This is a genomic window from Paenibacillus sp. MER TA 81-3, from assembly GCF_023713585.1.
Taxonomy (GTDB): Bacteria; Bacillota; Bacilli; order Paenibacillales; family Paenibacillaceae; genus Paenibacillus_B; species Paenibacillus_B profundus.
In genome coordinates, this window is sequence record NZ_JAMAWB010000008.1 from 133756 (window position 1) to 151580 (window position 17825).

19 protein-coding genes are annotated in these 17825 nt (G+C 49.0%); 13 read left to right on the forward strand and 6 right to left on the reverse strand.

Annotation, left to right across the window (positions count from 1 at the left end; translation table 11 throughout):
* Nucleotides 1–90: 90 nt before the first annotated feature.
* The gene (gene helD, locus M3650_RS13355; RefSeq protein ID WP_251575390.1) at nucleotides 91–2400 is read left to right on the forward strand and encodes an RNA polymerase recycling motor HelD; all 2310 of its coding nucleotides are present in this window, start codon (nucleotides 91–93) and stop codon (nucleotides 2398–2400) included.
* 132 nt (nucleotides 2401–2532) lie between these two features.
* Here helD and M3650_RS13360 read toward each other — a convergent pair whose 3' ends face one another.
* Nucleotides 2533–2703 (reverse strand): DUF2642 domain-containing protein, encoded by a 171-nt coding sequence (locus tag M3650_RS13360; RefSeq protein WP_251575392.1) that lies wholly within the window; start codon nucleotides 2701–2703, stop codon nucleotides 2533–2535.
* Here M3650_RS13360 and M3650_RS31960 point away from each other — a divergent pair.
* Complete coding sequence (locus tag M3650_RS31960) at nucleotides 2702–2830, forward strand: hypothetical protein (protein ID WP_285848445.1); 129 nt, start codon at nucleotides 2702–2704, stop codon at nucleotides 2828–2830. The two genes, M3650_RS13360 and M3650_RS31960, sit on opposite strands and share 2 nt — an antisense overlap.
* A gap of 198 nt (nucleotides 2831–3028) precedes the next feature.
* Here the strand turns inward: M3650_RS31960 and M3650_RS13365 are convergent, their stop codons facing one another.
* The 3 genes from M3650_RS13365 to M3650_RS13375 are packed head-to-tail and all read right to left on the reverse strand — an operon-like array spanning nucleotide 3029 to nucleotide 6014.
* On the reverse strand, nucleotides 3029–3952 hold the full coding sequence (locus M3650_RS13365; protein WP_251575394.1) for a glycine betaine ABC transporter substrate-binding protein: 924 nt from the start codon (nucleotides 3950–3952) through the stop codon (nucleotides 3029–3031).
* Between the two features lie 6 nt (nucleotides 3953–3958).
* Nucleotides 3959–4798: an ABC transporter permease gene (locus M3650_RS13370; protein ID WP_019423558.1), complete on the reverse strand. Its 840-nt coding sequence runs from the start codon at nucleotides 4796–4798 to the stop codon at nucleotides 3959–3961.
* Complete coding sequence (locus M3650_RS13375) at nucleotides 4779–6014, reverse strand: quaternary amine ABC transporter ATP-binding protein (protein WP_251575396.1); 1236 nt, start codon at nucleotides 6012–6014, stop codon at nucleotides 4779–4781. The genes M3650_RS13370 and M3650_RS13375 overlap by 20 nt, the downstream gene beginning before the upstream one ends.
* A 346-nt stretch (nucleotides 6015–6360) precedes the next feature.
* On the opposite strand from M3650_RS13375, the gene M3650_RS13380 reads away from it, so the two are divergent.
* Nucleotides 6361–6921, forward strand: a complete 561-nt coding sequence (locus M3650_RS13380; protein WP_251575397.1) for a GbsR/MarR family transcriptional regulator — start codon at nucleotides 6361–6363, stop codon at nucleotides 6919–6921.
* 957 nt (nucleotides 6922–7878) lie between these two features.
* A complete protein-coding gene (locus tag M3650_RS13385) occupies nucleotides 7879–9075 on the forward strand; it encodes a GntR family transcriptional regulator (protein ID WP_251575398.1) in 1197 nt (398 codons plus the stop codon).
* 69 nt (nucleotides 9076–9144) lie between these two features.
* Here the strand turns inward: M3650_RS13385 and trhA are convergent, their stop codons facing one another.
* Nucleotides 9145–9786 (reverse strand): PAQR family membrane homeostasis protein TrhA, encoded by a 642-nt coding sequence (trhA, locus tag M3650_RS13390; protein ID WP_019423553.1) that lies wholly within the window; start codon nucleotides 9784–9786, stop codon nucleotides 9145–9147.
* Nucleotides 9787–9871: 85 nt separating this feature from the next.
* On the opposite strand from trhA, the gene M3650_RS13395 reads away from it, so the two are divergent.
* Entirely contained in the window at nucleotides 9872–10126 is a 255-nt protein-coding gene (locus M3650_RS13395) for a hypothetical protein (protein WP_251575399.1), read from the forward strand.
* Here M3650_RS13395 and M3650_RS13400 read toward each other — a convergent pair.
* Nucleotides 10092–10295, reverse strand: coding sequence for a hypothetical protein (locus M3650_RS13400; RefSeq protein ID WP_083858936.1), 204 nt, complete (start codon nucleotides 10293–10295; stop codon nucleotides 10092–10094). The two genes, M3650_RS13395 and M3650_RS13400, sit on opposite strands and share 35 nt — an antisense overlap.
* Nucleotides 10296–10456: 161 nt before the next feature.
* Here M3650_RS13400 and M3650_RS13405 point away from each other — a divergent pair, with 161 nt between their 5' ends.
* The 8 genes from M3650_RS13405 to M3650_RS13440 all read left to right on the forward strand — a co-directional run bounded on the left by M3650_RS13405 (nucleotide 10457) and on the right by M3650_RS13440 (nucleotide 17766).
* Entirely contained in the window at nucleotides 10457–11221 is a 765-nt protein-coding gene (locus M3650_RS13405; protein ID WP_251575400.1) for a DUF3891 family protein, read from the forward strand.
* A gap of 167 nt (nucleotides 11222–11388) precedes the next feature.
* Complete coding sequence (locus M3650_RS13410) at nucleotides 11389–11916, forward strand: hypothetical protein (RefSeq protein ID WP_019423550.1); 528 nt, start codon at nucleotides 11389–11391, stop codon at nucleotides 11914–11916.
* A 139-nt stretch (nucleotides 11917–12055) separates the two neighbouring features.
* Nucleotides 12056–12496: an Rrf2 family transcriptional regulator gene (locus tag M3650_RS13415; protein ID WP_019423549.1), complete on the forward strand. Its 441-nt coding sequence runs from the start codon at nucleotides 12056–12058 to the stop codon at nucleotides 12494–12496.
* 109 nt (nucleotides 12497–12605) lie between these two features.
* Nucleotides 12606–13373: a dioxygenase family protein gene (locus M3650_RS13420; protein ID WP_251575401.1), complete on the forward strand. Its 768-nt coding sequence runs from the start codon at nucleotides 12606–12608 to the stop codon at nucleotides 13371–13373.
* Nucleotides 13374–13568: 195 nt separating this feature from the next.
* On the forward strand, nucleotides 13569–14012 hold the full coding sequence (locus tag M3650_RS13425) for a GTP-binding protein (protein WP_251575402.1): 444 nt from the start codon (nucleotides 13569–13571) through the stop codon (nucleotides 14010–14012).
* Nucleotides 14012–14284: a hypothetical protein gene (locus tag M3650_RS13430; protein WP_251575403.1), complete on the forward strand. Its 273-nt coding sequence runs from the start codon at nucleotides 14012–14014 to the stop codon at nucleotides 14282–14284. Before M3650_RS13425 ends, M3650_RS13430 begins: the two co-directional genes overlap by 1 nt.
* A gap of 259 nt (nucleotides 14285–14543) precedes the next feature.
* Nucleotides 14544–16289 (forward strand): methyl-accepting chemotaxis protein, encoded by a 1746-nt coding sequence (locus M3650_RS13435; RefSeq protein ID WP_251575404.1) that lies wholly within the window; start codon nucleotides 14544–14546, stop codon nucleotides 16287–16289.
* A 139-nt stretch (nucleotides 16290–16428) separates the two neighbouring features.
* Nucleotides 16429–17766, forward strand: coding sequence for an MATE family efflux transporter (locus tag M3650_RS13440; protein WP_251575405.1), 1338 nt, complete (start codon nucleotides 16429–16431; stop codon nucleotides 17764–17766).
* The last annotated feature ends 59 nt before the right edge of the window (nucleotides 17767–17825 follow it).

Consider the following 17825-nt stretch of genomic DNA (forward strand, 5'->3'; position numbering starts at 1 on the left):
AGTGCGTGTTCAAAAAAGACTTTTTGAACAGCTTTTATATATTTTGAAAATTGATTTCGTGTTGCCCAACGGGCAGAAAGGAGTGCCGACGTGCACGGTAAACCTTCTAACATAGATGACGAGCAGCTCTATTTAACGCGCGTGCTGCAGTTGATGGACCGACAGATCGCCGAATTGGAAGCGACCGTTGACGACCGTCAATCCGAAATTGTAGAAATGAAACGCCATTTCTGGGATGAGGTGACCGTCGATAAAGACGAGATGTTCGAAACGTATGTCAGCATCATGCAGCAGGCGAAGGACTTAGCGAGTCATGAGCGCGTTCAAGCGCACGCTGCCAAGTGGATGAACAAACTGCGCAAACATATTGATACTCCCTATTTCGGACGTGTCGACTTTGTGGAAACGACGGACCCAGAAGTGCTGCCAGTCTATATCGGCCTTATGTCCGTAACGGATGAAGCGAGCGGAGAGCATCTCGTCTACGATTGGCGCACGCCAATTGCGAGCCTCTTCTATGATTATGCCCCTGGGCCAGTCCGCTATCGAACTCCGGCAGACATGATTGAAGGCGAGATGACGTTGAAGCGGCAATATTTGATTCGAGGCGGACGATTGGAAGCCGTGTTCGATACCGGTATTCAGATCGGCGACGATATGCTGCAAGAAATGCTGAAGCGTAGCGCAGATACGAAGATGAAGACCATAGTCAGCACAATCCAGCGCGAGCAGAATGCGATCATTCGCGATGATGCGCATGATGTGCTCGTCGTGCAAGGTGCGGCAGGCAGCGGGAAGACGTCGGCCGCGATGCAGCGTATTGCCTATTTACTTTATAAATATCGCGACAGCATGCGGTCGGAGCAAATTGTGCTGTTCTCACCCAATGATTTGTTTAACGACTATGTATCTAACATTTTGCCAGAGCTGGGCGAGTCCAATATGACCCAGACAACTTACCAGTCATATATCGAGCATCGCCTTGTGACGGAACGCCGTATTGAGGATATTTATGACCAGAAGGAGCGGCTCATGGGCACTGCTTCGCAATTAGTGGGTGAAGACATCGCCGACATAGAATCGGTAGCTGCATGCTGGAAAGCGTCTGCCTCTTACAAGCTGGTGCTGGATACGTACATGGATTCGCTCAAGACAGAGGGAATGCGATTCATCCGCTTTGGTACACCAAAACGGACGATCATCTCGGCGGAGCAGCTGGCGGATCAATTTTACGGGCCGCTTGCGGATTGGTCCCTGCCGGCGCGCATTGATAAGCTGAAGGATTGGGTGCTGACCGAGCTGAAGGCTTGGGCGGAACGAGAGGTGAAGCGCGTATATCGCAAGCTGGCAGCCCAGCCTAATTATTTGGGAACGGATGATGAGCTGCGGAGCATGAGCAGGAAGCAGGTCAATAAATGGCTTAAGCTCATGCGCGTGCAAGCCAAGAAGCTGCGGTTTGTCGAATGGGAAGAAATGTACTTGGACCTGATGCGAGGGTTGCCAACCTGGACAGAGCAAGCCGGCGTAACTGTTCAGGAGTCTGGAGCGGCCACGGATCCGATGGCATCGGAGCGATATGCTGATGACATCGGCAAGCGCACGGTGGAACGTTTCGAAGCAGGTGTGATCCCGTTTGAAGATGCTTCACCGCTGTTATATTTAATAGAGAGCGTGGAGGGCTTCGACACATTTAACCATATCCGGCATGTGGTTATGGACGAAGCGCAGGACTATTCGCCGTTCCAGTATGCGCTGCTGAAGCGTTTGTTCCCGCGCAGCCGCTTTACGATATTGGGGGATTGGAACCAAGCGATCTATGAAGCGAACCGTATGAGCTCCGTCGCTTCGGTGGAGGAGATGTTTGCGGACAAGCAGGTTGGAGTCATCCGCTTGACGAAGAGCTATCGTTCAACGCTTGATATTATGGAGTTGGCCCGTACTGTTCTGCCTTATGGGGAAGAGGCGGAGCCATTCAATCGCGAGGGCGATAAGCCCGAGCTTCATATGCTGTCTGATGAGTCGGAACGATTGCAGTATTTGGATTCTTGCTTGCAGAGGATGAAGGCAGACAAGCTGTTATCGACAGCGATTATTACAAAGGATGAAGCGGCGGCAGAACGCGTGCACGCGCAGCTGCATGCTCTCCATCCGCAGCTGAAGCGCGTATCGAAGCATACGAAGCAGTTCGTATCCGGGCAATGGGTAGTGCCGTCTTACTTGGCAAAAGGCCTTGAATTTGACGCCGTCATCGTCTACGACGCAGAGGAACAGACCTATGGACACGAATCGGATCGGAAGCTGTTCTATACGGTATGTACGCGCGCATTGCACCGGCTGACGTTCCTCGTGGTCGGCCAGCCGACCTCGTTCCTGAATAATTGGTTATCTGCTATAAAATGATAAGAAGCGCCTCGTCAACGTAAAGCATTACATTCAGCCCATGTTGACAGGCGCTTTTCCTATTCAGGCGAGAGGTTGCAGGATGGCAGCAGGGGAAGTCCGGCTTGCTTTCCGCAACGCCCCCGGATTACTTTACATGAAATAGCAGATCTGATCGTACAGCACGTGTGCTTTCTTGCTGTGTGATCCGTGCGTCATGAGGGCCAGGTGATCGATACAGACGTCGCATAGCTTGCCTTCAAGCTTTCCGCATTTGGTTACTACCGTAATGTGCTCGCCCAGATGTTCCATAAGGTGTTCCATGAATTTCGGTCTTACATTCGTCACGTTGGCGGATGGCATCGGAGGAAGGCATGGCTTCGGTTTTTTCATGGCAGCTGGCTTCACCATCGGCATGGTCATGGGCATCGGCTTGGGACAACAACCATGATCAGGATAAGGGTAGCCACTCACGGCTTGGGGTCCATAGTTGGACGAACGGACATAGTGTGTCATCGGTGGAAATCGCTCCTTTTGGAATGGGATTATGACATGGATAGCATATGCCCTGTTCCGCAGCTGTGCGTGGATGAAAGCCTAGCATAACATGAAAAATCGGGGGCGGCATGCCCCCGATACGTTGTTTATTCTATTTCAATAAATCCTCGATCGAATTGATATCCATATATTTCGGTACAACGAGACCAATCTTCGTTCCGTCCAGATTCGGTCCCAAGTCGTCGATCTTGTCTTTAAATTTGTCATAGTAATCTTTGTGCGTTGTCGGCAGCCATGCCGCGACGATGGCGTCTACATCGCCGTTGGCGACGCCGGTCCACATCGGTCCGGCTTCCACCTGAACGAGATTTACCTTATATCCGAGTTTCTCTTCCAGCACTTGCGCGACAACATGCGTGCTTGCGATTTCCGAATCCCATGCGACATATCCTAGTTTTAGCTTCTGACCTTCGACAGGCTGTGCGCCGGACACCCACGCTTCAACTTTGTCTCCGTTTGCGCTAACCCATTCCTTAGCTGCTTCTTTTGGATCCTGTCCGTCATGAACGGCAACCATCACTTTCGCCATATCATCTGGGGTCCATTCAAATTGGTCCAACACCCTGTAAGCCTCAGGCTGATCTTCCTTCAGACCTGTGCGGGCGATCGTATGGATTTGCTCGTCTCCGCCGTATACGCCTTTTGGATCCTCTAAATATTTCAAATCATATTTGGCGAATTTCCAGTGGGGTGTCCAACCGGTTATAATGATTGGCTCTTCTTTCTTCATCGCTTTAGCCAAAGCGGCGGTCATCGCTGCTCCCGAGCCTTCAATAAGCTTCCAATCCTTCAAGCCGTATTGCTCGATCGCTTGTTCGGTCGCTTGCATAATGCCTGCGCCAGCATCAATGCCGATAATTTTGTAATCGACTTGAGCGCCTACGCTGCCCGTCTTCGTGTCTTCATTCTTTTTGGAGTCTGACGAACCCGATGAATTAGAGCAGGCGGCTAATGTCCATCCGATGACGACGATAAGTCCCAATACCATCCAACGTTTCATTGAGTTATGCTTCATGCACAATCACGCTCCTTGTTTTTGAGTATTGCGTTTCTTCAAGCTATGTTGGGAGAAACGGTCAATAATAATGGCCAGCAATACGACCGCGAGCCCGGCTTCAAATCCTTGGCCGATCTTGAGCTGCGTCACAGCCCGGTATACTTCAGCCCCGATGCCTTGAGCGCCGATCATCGATGCGATTACGACCATGGACAAAGACAACATAATCGTCTGATTGACACCGGCCATCAAGGTTGGCATAGCTACGGGCAGCTGGACTTTCCACAGTGTCTGCATCGAAGTGGATCCAAAGGCGGAGGCGGCTTCCATCATGTCATGGGGAACTTGCCTAATCCCTAGCTCGGTCAGTCGAATTGTAGGAGGAACTGCAAAGATAACAGAGGCAATAACACCGGGTACAATACCTAAACCGAAGAATGTTACCGCAGGCAGCAAATATACAAATGCTGGCATCGTCTGCATGAAGTCAAGCAGCGGGCGGACGATGCTTGATAATCGGTCCATTTTGCCGCATGCGATTCCTAATGGGATGCCGATGATAACGGACAACAGCGTCGATATAATAACGAGCGCCAACGTGTTCATCGTAGGCTCCCAGTAACCTAGCGCTTCAATAATAAAGAGACCAATGAGCGTCAACAAGGATAAGGACCACCGTCCTACCCAGAACGCCAGTAAAGTTAATATGATAATAAATACATAAGCAGGAGGCCATAAAAATAAGCCGGATATTCCGTCTACGCTGCCTTCAATCCCGGTCGACATCACCTGGAAAAAACCGTCCGCATACGTTGCCAGCCAATCTACGCCCTGCTCGACCCATTCACCGATGTTGAGCCGCATCAGGCTTCACTCCTTCCGTCTCTTCCGCGATGGCGCCGTTCGGCATATTGCCTGCCAGTGCGCCAAGTATGGCTCCGCGCACAATCGCTCCAAGCAGCTTGCCATCCGGATCGACAACTGCAATCGGCAGCTTCACTTCTCCAGACAAAGCAAATAAATCATTTAGTACGATGTCTGGCGAGACTACCGGAATGTCAGTCGTCATAACATCCTGCAGCGATTGTCCACTGCGGGCCGCTTCGCTCGCCTGCTCGGCCGTAACGACTCCTTGAAGAGACTTATCCTTTCCAACGACGAACAACGTGGAAATTCCGATATCCCGCATCAATTGCAGAGCGACACGCGGACCGCGGTCGAGGGATATCGTCTCCGGTCTGCGCATAATATGAGCAGCCGTTAACACTTTAGATAAGTCCACGCCTTCAACGAATCGCTCCACATATTCGTCCGCCGGTTCCATCAGCATTTGCTCCGGCGTTCCGATCTGCACGAGATTGCCATCTTTCAATAAGGCAATGCGGTCTCCGATGCGAAGCGCTTCATCCAGATCATGCGTAATAAAAATAATTGTCTTATGCATCTTTTGCTGCAGGGCAATCAGCTCATCCTGCATGTCGCGGCGTATGAGCGGATCGAGTGCACTGAATGCCTCGTCCATGAGCAATACGTCCGGATCGTTGGCCAAGGCCCTTGCGAGTCCGACACGCTGCTGCATCCCGCCGCTCAATTCGTCGGGATATTTGTCTTCCCATCCGTTCAGACCGACCAGACCGAGCGCTTCGCTTGCTTTCTTGTAACGCTCATCTTTCGGCATGCCTTGAATTTCCAAGCCGTAGGCCGCGTTCTCGAGCACGGTACGATGGGGAAAGAGGGCGAATTTCTGAAATACCATTCCGATCGTTTTGCGTCGGACCTGTCGTAAATCCACATCATTTAGCTTGGAAATATCGCGATCCTTCAACCAAATTTCACCTGCGGTCGGCTCAATCAGCCGATTCAGCATACGTACGAGCGTGGACTTCCCGCTGCCCGACAGTCCCATAATGACGAATATTTCGCCTTCTTCTACCGAGAAGGACACTTGATTGACAGCTACGGTCGCTTGTTTTTCTTTCGCAAGCCGTTCCCTTGACCACCCTTGCTGCAGCAGAGTGAACGCTCTTTGTTCTTGTGTGCCAAATATTTTCGTCACTCCATTGACGTTAATGATGGACACTCGCTTCACCTCTCTTGCGTGTTTGAATAGTGAGAGTAATCACTGCTTCTATTGTATCCTTTGGAAATTTTAGAGAACAACCTTGGAAACAGTTTGTATAATACGTTCAGAAAAAACTGTACAAACTTATCCGTCCATATCCTCCCGTATCCTGAATATTCCTACCCCATTTGGTGCTTTACTTTTCGTTTGGCCTCCCATACAATGTTTGTTGGAACCTTGGAGAAGACTTTTTATCAAGGATTTACAATAGAAATACGCAACAAATATAAAGTGAGCAGACAGCGGTTTCGAATCGATAGGAGCGCGTTGCATCTTTTACGATTCGGCACAGGAGGATTGGCATATGGCAACGTTCGCACAGTTGACGGAGTACCAGCAGAATATGGTGGAGAAGGCTCGCAATCGTGTCATTGAAGCGATCGGACAAAATATGGATTTGTACGGAATGACGCATTCGACAGGTCATTTATACGGATTGCTGTTTTTTAGCGACCATCCCATGACTTTGGATGAGATGGGAAAAGAAATGGAAATGAGCAAAACAAGCATGAGCACGGGTGTTCGAACGCTTGTCGATATGAAAATGGTGCACAAAGTATGGGAAAAAGGAAAACGCAAAGATTTGTATGAAGTCGAAGCGGATTGGTATCAGACATTTGCCGATTATTTCAGTTTAGAGTGGAGAAAAGCGGTTGAAATGAATCTGTTGGCGATACGCCGTTCGATGAGAGAGCTTGAAGGGCTTATGAACGAACATCTGGATGATGATACGCTGGCTGTCATTGTCAGACGGGATCTAACGAAGATGCACGAGGCTGAAGCTTATTATCATTGGTTGGAGCGGTTAATCGAGACGTTTGAAACCGGACAGATTTTTGATTTTGTACCGAAGACTGCGGAATAGAAAACCTGGTTGGAGCGGATAATTCCGCTCTTTTTTATAATTATTGAAAGTATAATTCCCCCTTTTACGTTTGAGCATCTCTAAGCTATCACTCCTGTACACTTTTCCTGTTTCGAATTGCTCTTTTGTCCACTCTCCCAATGAATCAGATTGCGTATTTTGGTTCGGTACTTATTGATCTAACGGGTTATTGGATGGAAAGTGGATGACTAAATGTTCTTTTGGAGCGGGCGACGCAGAACGCGTTTTTTTTCGTGGTCTGAGGTCGAGGCAAGTTGAAGTAAACGCCGTTGGAAAATATACAGTCAAATGTACGGACTCGGTGGCTAAACGGCGTGTGAACTGTAATTTGTCCAATGGATCGGGCTGTTTTCCAGCCATCGGAGCGGAGGGAGTGTCAATCGATTGGATGAACTCCAATGGAACCAACCGTAAAGAGCTCTACGTCGCTGTTTTATTGGATCAAATCCAATGGATGAGGCAAGGGGTACCCCAAACTATCCTTCTTGCTTTTTTCGAATTGAGCAGGAGGTAGGCCAGACGAATATCATCGAACACCACTTATGTTGGTCTCCACTGCAAGTACTAACGGCTTGGGCGGTACATATTTGCAAGCTTATTCGGACGAGTACTGCTACCGTTGCAATCTTGAGCTCGAATGCTTATGAGGATGGCAGATTCGGTATTGTTCGCAATTTTCTGAATAATTGGGATAGTGGCCGAAAGGTCTTTATGGCAAACCTTCTCTAGAAGCGCGAGCGGTTTCAAGCAAATATCTTAAATGGACTGTCTGAACAAGGCCCTTCTGCATGAGACGATATAACGAAACTTTAAACGCGGCCGCTCATTTTCGAAAGGGTCGATAGAGGTTTTTCTTATGTTTTAACCGCTTTAATATTGTATCTTGTTCGTAAATGATATATTATATATATTAAATTATAATTAAGGATGATTCGGATGAGTTATGATTCTCGTTCCCCGCTCTACATGCAGGTTCATCGCTATATTGAAGAGATGATTCAAAGCGGGAAGCTGCAAAGCAATGACCGTATTCCAACGGAAAAAGAGCTCATGGAGCAATTTCAAGTCAGCCGCATTACCGTAGTGAATGCGCTTGCAGCTCTTGTAAAGGAAGGGTGGATTTATCGCGTTCCTGGTCGCGGCAGCTTCGTGGCGACTAATCTCCCGCAGAGTGCGGGCCTTCGTGAAGAGGAGGAACAGAATGTTCCGAAGATGGCTTCTGCTTCACGTACAACGGGTATCGTGCCAAGAGATGCGGCAGACAGACGGCTGGTTGGTTTTCTTATGCCGACGCTTGATGATTATTTTGCAATTCGTTTAATTAATTCCATTCAGAACACGCTGCAAGAACGAGGCTATTCGATTATCGTCGCGTTCAGTGGCGGGTCTAAAAGCCGCGAAGAGCAGCAAATTCGTGAATTCATTCGAATGGGCGTCAACGGTCTGCTTCTCTTCCCGGTCGATGAGGACACGTATAATGAAGAAATTCTTTCTTTGAAGGTGAGCGGCTTTCCGTTTGTGCTTATCGATCGCTATTTGCCTGGGGTGGAGACACATTACGTCTGCTCTAATAACCGGAAGGGCGCGCAGATGGCGGTGGAGCATTTATGGGAGCTTGGACATCGCGATATTGCGATTTGTACGGATGCATATCGGGAATGTGTGAGTGTGCAGGATCGCATTACAGGATATATGAATGAGTTCGAACGCCGCGGGGCGATGATTAATCCGGCACTTATTTTGACGGACTTCTCGATCCCGGTGGGCACAGAGGCGGATGAGTCGGTGCTTGCCCGCTACATGCGGAGCCGGATGGCAAGTGCATATATCGCGCTGCATGGCAAGCTGGGCATGCGCATGGCTCAGATTGCGACACGTATGGGACTTCGCGTACCAGAAGATATTTCAATTGTAACGTTTGACGATCCGGAACATTTTGAAGAACGGGAGACGTTCTTCACCCATGTGTATCAGAATGAAGCGGAAATCGGTCGCCGCGCCGCCACCATTTTGGCCGATATTATGGAACAGGGCGCGCAAGAGGACGGAAGCCGAGACTTGACTTACCAGAAGGTAGTGCTTGAACCGGAACTGGTTGTCCGCCGCTCTACAGCACCATTTCAAGAAACATAGCCGTTCAGGTATATACAACAATCGCCAACCTCTGCCGAAGCGGGGATTGGCGATTACATATCATCGTTATTAAATCTGTACAAGCGACAGCACAGCGAAGAAGTGAGCCGCTGAACCCCCTAGCACGAATAGATGCCAAATCATATGATGAAACGGGAATCCGCGCCACACATAAAATATCGTACCTACCGTATATAGTATGCCTCCCGTCACTAGCAGCGTCAGCCCAGCTGGCGGCATCGCCGCCGAGAGCGGTCCCCATGCCCACACGATGAGCCAGCCCATTCCGATATAGAGAAGCGTCGACATAAAGAGAAAGCGCTTCGTAAAGAACGCCTTGAACACGACCCCGCCGGCGGCGAGCGTCCATACGACGGCAAAGAGCGTCCAGCCGAGCATCTTCGGCAATGCAATGAGAACGAGCGGCGTGTACGTTCCCGCTATAAATAAATAGATGGACGCATGATCGAACGTTTCGAACAGATCCTTGACTTTGCCTTCAGGAAAGCTGTGTACTAAGGTGGAGGATGTGTATAGGAGCAGCATGGAAATTCCGTAAATGATAAAGCTGACGACATGAATTGCGTCACCATATAACGCAGCAAATACGATGAGCAGTGTCAAGGCTGCGACACTGAGCACGACGCCGACGCCATGGGTGATCGCATTGGCGATTTCTTCGCCGCGAGAATAGGTATGCGTGTTGGCCATTGCGTTCTTCCTTTCTTTCCGAGCCATTCTTTATCCTTATTGTATAAGAGTATAAGGTGTCCTGCAAATGAGAGGAGGGTTTCCTATGCACAAATCCGTACTGGGTGTAATTATTGGCTGTTTTACTCTGGTCGCTCTATTTGTTTGCTATTTGTTCGTGGAGGAATTGGCATTTTTGATCGGAATAAGCATTATTGTCGCGTTGCAGAGCGTAATCGTAATGAATGTGTCAGAAAGTGCAAAGCTTGAGCGAGCCGCAGCTAGAAAGGAGCGTGAAGAGAGAATTAGGTGCAACAATAAGCGGGTTATCGAGCAATTAAATGCGGACCAGGAAAAATAAAAACAGCACCGTCGTCTATCCCTTTGCGGCATAGCTTCCGGCGCTGCTCGGCTCTCTTATTCGGTACGATTTGGGTACGCGGTTTGCGCGTCCAGCAATTGCGGATCAATTCCGGATTCATGTGTCCGGCGCGTTCGGCCTTTTGGCGCGATCGTTTCGCTTTGCTCATAATGATCTTCCCCCTATATACTTGTCTCTTCATAGCGTAAATTACAATGTGGAATAAATCAAGGCCATTTGGTCCTGATTCGGTTAATATAGTAAGAAAGCAGTTATTTCAATAGACATAGGAACTGATTCTCTTATCGTAAACATAAGGAGGAGACAAATATGATCATCCGCACAAATGAGCAAGAAATCATATTTATTCAGCAGCATGACCATGGTTTTCTTTCTGGTGAAATGGCGCGCCACTTTAATCCACAGCTGTTGGGACGCACGGAGCGCTTCGAAGATGTCGTATTAGCGGCTTATGAGCATGATCGCAGTTGGATTGGACTTGACAAGACTCCGATCTGGTACGATGCAGAGCAGGTGCCATATACGTTCATGGATTTTCCACTCGCGCTGAAGCTGGCCTTCTACCGGATCGGGCTCGATGAGATTGAAGCGATGAACCCGTATGCAAGCCTGCTGTGCAGTATGCACTTTGCGTCCTTCTTCCATCTGGAGGAGCAGCAGGAAGTGGTTGGGTTCCTGCGCAAAGAACGTGAACGGCAGAAGCGAGTGCGAGAACAGCTTGGCGAATTGCCCGAAGATCTTATTCATAGTCACTTCAGGCTGCTGCAATTTTGCGACGATTTGTCGCTGTTCGTGTGTCTTAATAAGCCTGGGGTGAGCAAGGAAGACGAGTTCCCGTGGTATCAGGAAGGCTTCGAACGGACGGAACCGTTCAACCGAGATACAGGCAAGCCTCTCGTTGCGGAGTGGGTGAGCGAGAAAGAAATTCGAGTCGCTCCATTCCCGTTCACGGTGCCGTTTACAACGATATTGAAATATAAGACGGTAGCAAAAGAGAACATCCACAAGCTAGGTATCGATAAAGCGTATCACGCAGCTTCGTGGCTGGAGCAGGAAATTACGTTTGTTCAATAAGTTGAACCAATAAAAGTTGACCCAATAAATTCACCCAGAATGCCAATTTTTTTGTCCCTATATTGAAGGAATGCTCATAGGTTGAAACGTCTTATCAGGGACAATGGAATAATGTCATTTAATTAAAGAAAATAGAAAAAAGAATTTGAAAGAAAAGGGTGAATCGCATGATAACAAGAAGAAATGCGGAAGCAAGCGTATTTATCGGATTAGGGCTGCTTCTCGTCTTATTTTCATGGAGCGGCTGGGGGAATTTACGGCTGAGCGACCCCGGATTTATTTTCGGCTATTTCTGGCCGATTCTATTTGTAATTCCGCTGGGAATTTTGTTTCATGTTATGTATTTCGTCTTTTTGCATAGACGGGCACCAGGGCTGTTAATTCCGGGAGGTATCTTGCTCGTCAGCGGCGTCGTATGTCAGATTTCAATGCTGTTCGACGCCTGGGAGTATATGTGGCCTGGATTTCCTTTGGCCGTCGCATTTGGACTGTTCGAATTTTATTTGCTCGGCATACGCAACAAATGGCTGCTTATTCCGGTTTACATTTTAGGAAGCATGTCCTTGCTTTTTTTCGCTATCTTTTCCTTCGGCGTATTTACGAGCTCTGGCGCCGGCAGCGGTACGCTCGCCTTGCTGTTGATTGTAGCCGGCATTGCGCTGATGTACCGGCGCAAACCTTCATATGAATATTGATGAGGTTCGAAGCGGCAGCGGGCTTGAGTAGTTCAAGCACGATGCCGCTTTTGTTTTGATTGCCCCGACGGAACGATCCGACACGTCTTGACATCCACCTGCGCTGTAACTATAATTGTTACAAGAAAGGGTGAGCAGCATGAAAATTAGCAGCCGCTTTAGTGTAGCCGTTCACATTCTGTCATTGTTGTCACTCGAGCCGAACGCACATCATACATCGGAATGGATGGCGGGCAGTGTTAACACGAATCCAGTCATTATCCGGCGCGTCACGAGCCAGCTGAAGAAGGCAGGCTTGGTGGCAGTTCGTTCGGGAACAGGTGGTGCCACGCTGATGAAGCCGGCAGAGCAGATCTCACTCCTCGACGTGTACCGGGCGGTGGAAGCAGTGGAGGAAGGCGAATTGTTCGGCTTCCATGAGCATCCGAATCCGCAATGTCCAGTCGGCGCCAATATTGAATCGGTGCTGCAGCTCGTAATGCTGCGTGCGCAGACTGCGATGGAGCAAGTGCTGGGGGAAATAACGCTCGACCAACTTTCAGCCGAGTTGAAGCATAAAATAGACGAGAAAATGTGCTAATTTTTTTAATGTAGTTGTAATTGATTTGGTTACAACTAGTTGAAGTTATTCTGGCTGTTTTATCTGCATTATAACGAGACGAGCACATGAGCAAAAAGGAGAGGAAATGATGGGCAAGTCGATTTTTCTAAGCCACGGATCACCGATGATTGCGGTGGAGAATAATGAATATACCCGCTTTTTGGCGGAACTGGGTGCAAGCTGGACTCCCGAATTTATCGTCATATTTAGTGCCCATTGGGAAAGTGACGACTTGACGCTCTCCTGCACAAATGAGACATACGAGACGATATATGATTTCTATGGATTCCCGGATGAGCTGTATCGCGTTCAATATCCGGCCCGCGGATCTGAGCAAGCGTCCGCTCGGTTGGAGGAGCTTTTTACCGCCAGTGGGATACAAGTCCAGCGGGATACATCGCGAGGACTTGATCACGGCTCATGGTCGCTGTTAAAGCACATGTATCCGCAAGCGAATATACCAGTCGTCCAAGTATCGGTCAATGCGTATTTGTCAGCTGAGGAGCAGGTGAAGATTGGAGCAGCTTTACGTGAACTCCAGCATGAAGATGTGCTTATCATCGGCAGCGGAGCTTCCGTCCACAATTTGCGCACGTTGAAATGGGGACAAAAGACAGCGGAGACATGGGCTCTTCAATTCGATGATTGGCTCATCGATAAGGTGGAGAGTAAGAAAATGAACGATTTATTTGCTTACCAAGACCTGGCGCCGCATGCTTCATTAGCGGTTCCAAGAGAGGAGCATTTTGTCCCGCTGCTGATCGCATTGGGAAGCTCTAATCCGGACAGCAAGGCCAAAGTGCTGCATCGCAGCTATGATGTAGGAACGCTCAGCTACTTGTGCTTTGAATTTTAAGCAATTGCATATAACGCACAGGCATATATCTGTCAATGAATGACGATGATGCTTGTGCGTTTTTTTGTGCTGTTAGATCGCGAAGTATCATCAGCTGTGGTTGAACTTGGGCAGAAGTTGCATTATATTCAACAACAGGACTTGATTCAACAAGTGAACAACGAATGAAGACATAGAGCGGCGAGGGGAAGCAGCATGGCTAAAACAACAGTAGTCCGGCGCAATGTGGGCGTGTTCGCCCATGTGGATGCCGGGAAGACGACGACGACCGAGCATATGTTATATGAAAGCGGGCAAATTCGCGCTGTGCTCCGCTTCAAAATCGAACCGGGCCCATGCGGAAGCGGTCTGCAGTACGACTCGCAGGTTCGTGCCGAGAATTTACTGCCCCAATATCAGAATGAAGTGGCGCGCCGCGTTCCTCAGGCTTTGCAGCAAGGGCTGTACGGCTGGGAAGTCGTCGACCTGAAGGTGACTCTTATCGAAGGGGAACACCATGTATGGCATACGCACCCGCTCGATTTTGCCGTAGCGACGCCGATGGGCATTATGGACGGGCTTGTCAATACGGAAACGATGCTGCTGGAGCCGATGCTGCAATTCCGCATTACAGTGCCCGAAGAGTTCGGGGGAAAATAATGAATGATCTTGTGCAAATGCGCGGTGTATTCGAAGCCCCGGTTCCGCATGGCGGGCGGATGACGCTGGAAGGGAGGATGCCGGCGGCCACCTCGTTAGACTATCCGATCAAGCTTGGCTCCATGACGAAAGGGCGCGGCACGATCGCAACCTTTTTTGACGGCTATGAACAATGTCCGCCGGACATCTCGGTTACTTGCCCGCGGCGAGGAGTTAATCCGCTCGATCAATCCAAATATATATTAAGCGTCCGCAAGGCGCTGCAATCATGAACTGGCTTCATGTCACGAATCGGAAGCGGTATGGGTAAGCGTGTCATCTTCTAAAGAGGGGCGCGCTTTTTTTTTGTAAAGAAAAATTCACATAAAATTTATTTAAAATTTAAACTATCGCTATTCATTTTTGTCGAATATTGACGATATATAGCTGGTAAAATTGCTACTACAGCAGACATACGGTACGTGTACACCGGCGACAACGCAAGGAACAGCCCGTATTCAACCTGCTCATCAGTCAAAAGGGGGCTAATCTATGAGAAACAAAAGTCTGGTATTCAAGTCTGTCGTCGCTATGACGGTGCTTCTCGCTGTCATGTCAGGTGTGTTCACGACCTTCTCTTACATGATGGAACGGAGCATTTACAATGGAGAACTATCTTCTCTCCATACGACCCTTACCAAACAAATCGAACTCGAATGGGAGGGCATCGCCGGAGCGGCCGAGAAGCTAAAATCGTTAGACGCATTGCAATATGTCAAGGATCAGAGTATTGCATGGATACATAATAGCTTGAATGGCATGATTCGGGACAATTTCATCAGCAATACGTATTTGCTCTTTCCCGAAATGATCGAACAGGATGGGAAATCGTATTTGAAATTGCTGCAGGGGAGCCAGTCTTTCATTGACACGGGCATAAAGCCTGGTGACAACTACGAGCTTCCGCCCGAGCTTATTCAAGCGGTTCAGGACATGAAGGAGACGGGCACCGGGCTTAGCGATATGTACGAGGATGAGGATGGGGAATGGATTACGGCCTTTAAACCAATCCAGAACAAACAAAATCAAACCGTAGCGATTTTTGCCGTCGATTTCAATAATGAAACAATTAATGACGACCTGAACGTGATGCTGTGGAAAACAGTTGGAGTCGGAGCGGCTACCGGTGCCATGTTTATTGCTATTATTGTCTTGCTGATCCGCCGTCTCATCCTGCCGTTGAAGCAATTGTCCGAGCTGTCGAAGCGGGCGGCGAACGGCGATTTGACCGTGACGATCCCGGTCACGTCCAAAGATGAGATTGGTGTTCTGTCAGACAACTTCAATGTGATGATGATCCACATTAAGCAGCTTGTTGCGAATGTAAAGTCTACGGCGGACCATGTGGCTGAATCGTCAGATCAACTATCGATTATCGCGGAGCAAACGGCTCAGTCGAGTCATGAAATATCCGGATCCATTCAGGAAGTCGCCTCCGGCTCGGAGACACAGCTGCAGGGTGCGGAAGAGAGCAAAGCGGCGATGTCGGAAATTGCGATCGGCATTCAACGGATCGCCGAATCAACCGCGACGGTATCAGAGCTCAGCCTTGAGGCAGCAGGTGCGGCGCAGCAAGGTAATGAAGTCGTGCAGCAGACGATGAAGCAGATGAATCATATCAACACCTCTGTCCACCGTTCCGTGGAGATTACGAAGTCGTTAACCGAACAATCGAAGCAGATTGAACAGGTTGTTGGCATTATCGGCAATGTAGCGACGCAGACGAATCTGTTGGCGCTCAATGCTTCCATAGAGGCGGCGCGAGCGGGCGAGCACGGACGGGGCTTCGGTGTGGTTGCGCAAGAAGTGCGGCAACTAGCCGAACAAACGAAGGCTTCGACAGAGCAAATCGCCGAAATGCTCCATTCCATCGTGAAGTATACGAGACAGTTGGCGGAAGCGATGGAAAACAGCGCGATTGAGGTGCAGGAAGGGGCGAAAATCGTTCAGGTCGCAGGCGATAACTTTCAACTGTTATGGACATCTGTGCAAGATGTTACTGAACAGGTTCAAGAAGTGTCTGCCGCAGCTCAAGAAATGTCCGCTGGCAGTGAAGAGGTGGCGGCTTCCCTTGAGAATCTGGCGGAAATTGCAAGAAGCTCATCAGAAAGTTCGCAGAGCGTGGCCGCTTCTTCCGAAGAACAATTGGCAATCGTCGAAGAAATTTCGGATTCTGCAGTCGTGTTGAATCGGAAAATGAAGGAATTGCAAGAAGAGCTGCGCAAGTTTACTTTGTAGTGATGAAAGTCCCTGCTCCATTAACGAGCAGGGGCTTTTTTCGCGAATTGACGGGAAATTGCTCATTGGTACTTCTGACCGCGTTCAGTATACTAGAACTCAGGCTTTACAAATCGATCATATTGAATGAGGACACAACATGAATGACAGCTCGATATCTGAACATCCCGTAACGTATAAGCAGATGCTTGCCTTTTTCCTGCCCTTAGGATTCTCTTCTACTCTTGTTACGGTATCCCACGTTATTATTAACAGTACGCTTGCAAGGTCACCGAATCCGGAATTTATTATTTCTACCTATGCCATCGCATTGAGCCTGTACAGCTTGACGGAGCGGCCGGGTATTCTGCTTAGGCAGACCTGCTCAACCTTGGTTCGGGATCGGAATTCTTTCCGGGCGATGACCTCAATCAGCAACTATGTGTTGGCCTGCATTATGCTGCTCAACACGATTATTGCATACACTCCGCTCGGTACGGTCGTATTTCGCCACTTCTTCGGTGTGGAGGAGGCAGCCTTAGAGCCGACGCTTGGTGTATACCGGATATTAATGTTCGTCAGTATATTTTCGGGAATCCGCTGCTTATATCATGGCATCATTATTTATAATATGCGGACGAAGTGGCTGACCATCGGGATGGTAATCCGTTTGGCTGCCATGTATGGTCTGTCGCTGTATTTTATTCGGACGGGTGTGAACAGCGGCAAGGCTGGAGCTATCATTTTTTTGTCGGGGATGGCTATAGAATGTCTGGTCGCTTGGTTGGAGGGACGCAACTTGTTGAGACATAGCATTCCCGATAAGGTGGAAGGTCACGCCATTACGAACCGATCCCATATTTTCAAATTCTATAAGCCGCTATTATATTCATCCTTTATTGCCGTTCTGATCGGACCATCTATCAATGCCATGCTGGGGAAAACGGCGGAACAGCAGCTTGCGGTTGCTTCGTTTGCGCTTGCGAGCAGCATTAACCTGCTTGTGCTCAGTTTTTTTACTTATTTGCATCAAATCGTGCTCAATTTCTATGCGAAGGATAGCAGGAAAGTCAAACGCTTTGCGTTTACACTCGCCTTTCTTCCCGGGTTGCTGACGGCTCTGCTCAGCTTCACACCGATTGGACCATGGATATTGACGCAGGTGATGGGGGCGAACGAGGAATTGATGCGTGCGAGCCTAGACACGCTGCGGGTCCTCATGCTGTACAGCTTCATTTTTCCGTGGATCGACTATGGCAACGGAATCATCATGATGCGCGGACAGACGAAAATGATGATGAGATCTCAAATGGGGAACGTCGTTCTTACGATTGCGACTCTCATCTTATGTGTCTGGATGACGCCTGGATGGAACGGCACTATCGGTGCGCTTGCCCAATCGCTAGGAGTGGCGGCGGAGTTGACAATCGTCATGATTGTCGTCAATTCGGGAAATACGCCTGTCCGCCCGGCTCGCGATAAGGGCGCTTCTCTATAAATTCATGCATAAGGATAAATGAGGTAATTGACTTCGCCTTTTAGGCTGTATTTATTATT

Coding starts and splice junctions, on each gene's coding strand:
- M3650_RS31960 (WP_285848445.1), top strand. CDS start 2,702: ATGAATTTCGGTCTTACATTCGTCACGTTGGCGGATGGCATCGGAGGA.
- M3650_RS13360 (WP_251575392.1), bottom strand. CDS start 2,703: ATGGAACACCTTATGGAACATCTGGGCGAGCACATTACGGTAGTAACC.
- M3650_RS13365 (WP_251575394.1), bottom strand. CDS start 3,952: ATGAAGCATAACTCAATGAAACGTTGGATGGTATTGGGACTTATCGTC.
- M3650_RS13370 (WP_019423558.1), bottom strand. CDS start 4,798: ATGCGGCTCAACATCGGTGAATGGGTCGAGCAGGGCGTAGATTGGCTG.
- M3650_RS13380 (WP_251575397.1), top strand. CDS start 6,361: ATGGCAACGTTCGCACAGTTGACGGAGTACCAGCAGAATATGGTGGAG.
- M3650_RS13385 (WP_251575398.1), top strand. CDS start 7,879: ATGAGTTATGATTCTCGTTCCCCGCTCTACATGCAGGTTCATCGCTAT.
- trhA (WP_019423553.1), bottom strand. CDS start 9,786: ATGGCCAACACGCATACCTATTCTCGCGGCGAAGAAATCGCCAATGCG.
- M3650_RS13395 (WP_251575399.1), top strand. CDS start 9,872: ATGCACAAATCCGTACTGGGTGTAATTATTGGCTGTTTTACTCTGGTC.
- M3650_RS13400 (WP_083858936.1), bottom strand. CDS start 10,295: ATGAGCAAAGCGAAACGATCGCGCCAAAAGGCCGAACGCGCCGGACAC.
- M3650_RS13405 (WP_251575400.1), top strand. CDS start 10,457: ATGATCATCCGCACAAATGAGCAAGAAATCATATTTATTCAGCAGCAT.
- M3650_RS13410 (WP_019423550.1), top strand. CDS start 11,389: ATGATAACAAGAAGAAATGCGGAAGCAAGCGTATTTATCGGATTAGGG.
- M3650_RS13415 (WP_019423549.1), top strand. CDS start 12,056: ATGAAAATTAGCAGCCGCTTTAGTGTAGCCGTTCACATTCTGTCATTG.
- M3650_RS13420 (WP_251575401.1), top strand. CDS start 12,606: ATGGGCAAGTCGATTTTTCTAAGCCACGGATCACCGATGATTGCGGTG.
- M3650_RS13425 (WP_251575402.1), top strand. CDS start 13,569: ATGGCTAAAACAACAGTAGTCCGGCGCAATGTGGGCGTGTTCGCCCAT.
- M3650_RS13430 (WP_251575403.1), top strand. CDS start 14,012: ATGAATGATCTTGTGCAAATGCGCGGTGTATTCGAAGCCCCGGTTCCG.
- M3650_RS13435 (WP_251575404.1), top strand. CDS start 14,544: ATGAGAAACAAAAGTCTGGTATTCAAGTCTGTCGTCGCTATGACGGTG.
- M3650_RS13440 (WP_251575405.1), top strand. CDS start 16,429: ATGAATGACAGCTCGATATCTGAACATCCCGTAACGTATAAGCAGATG.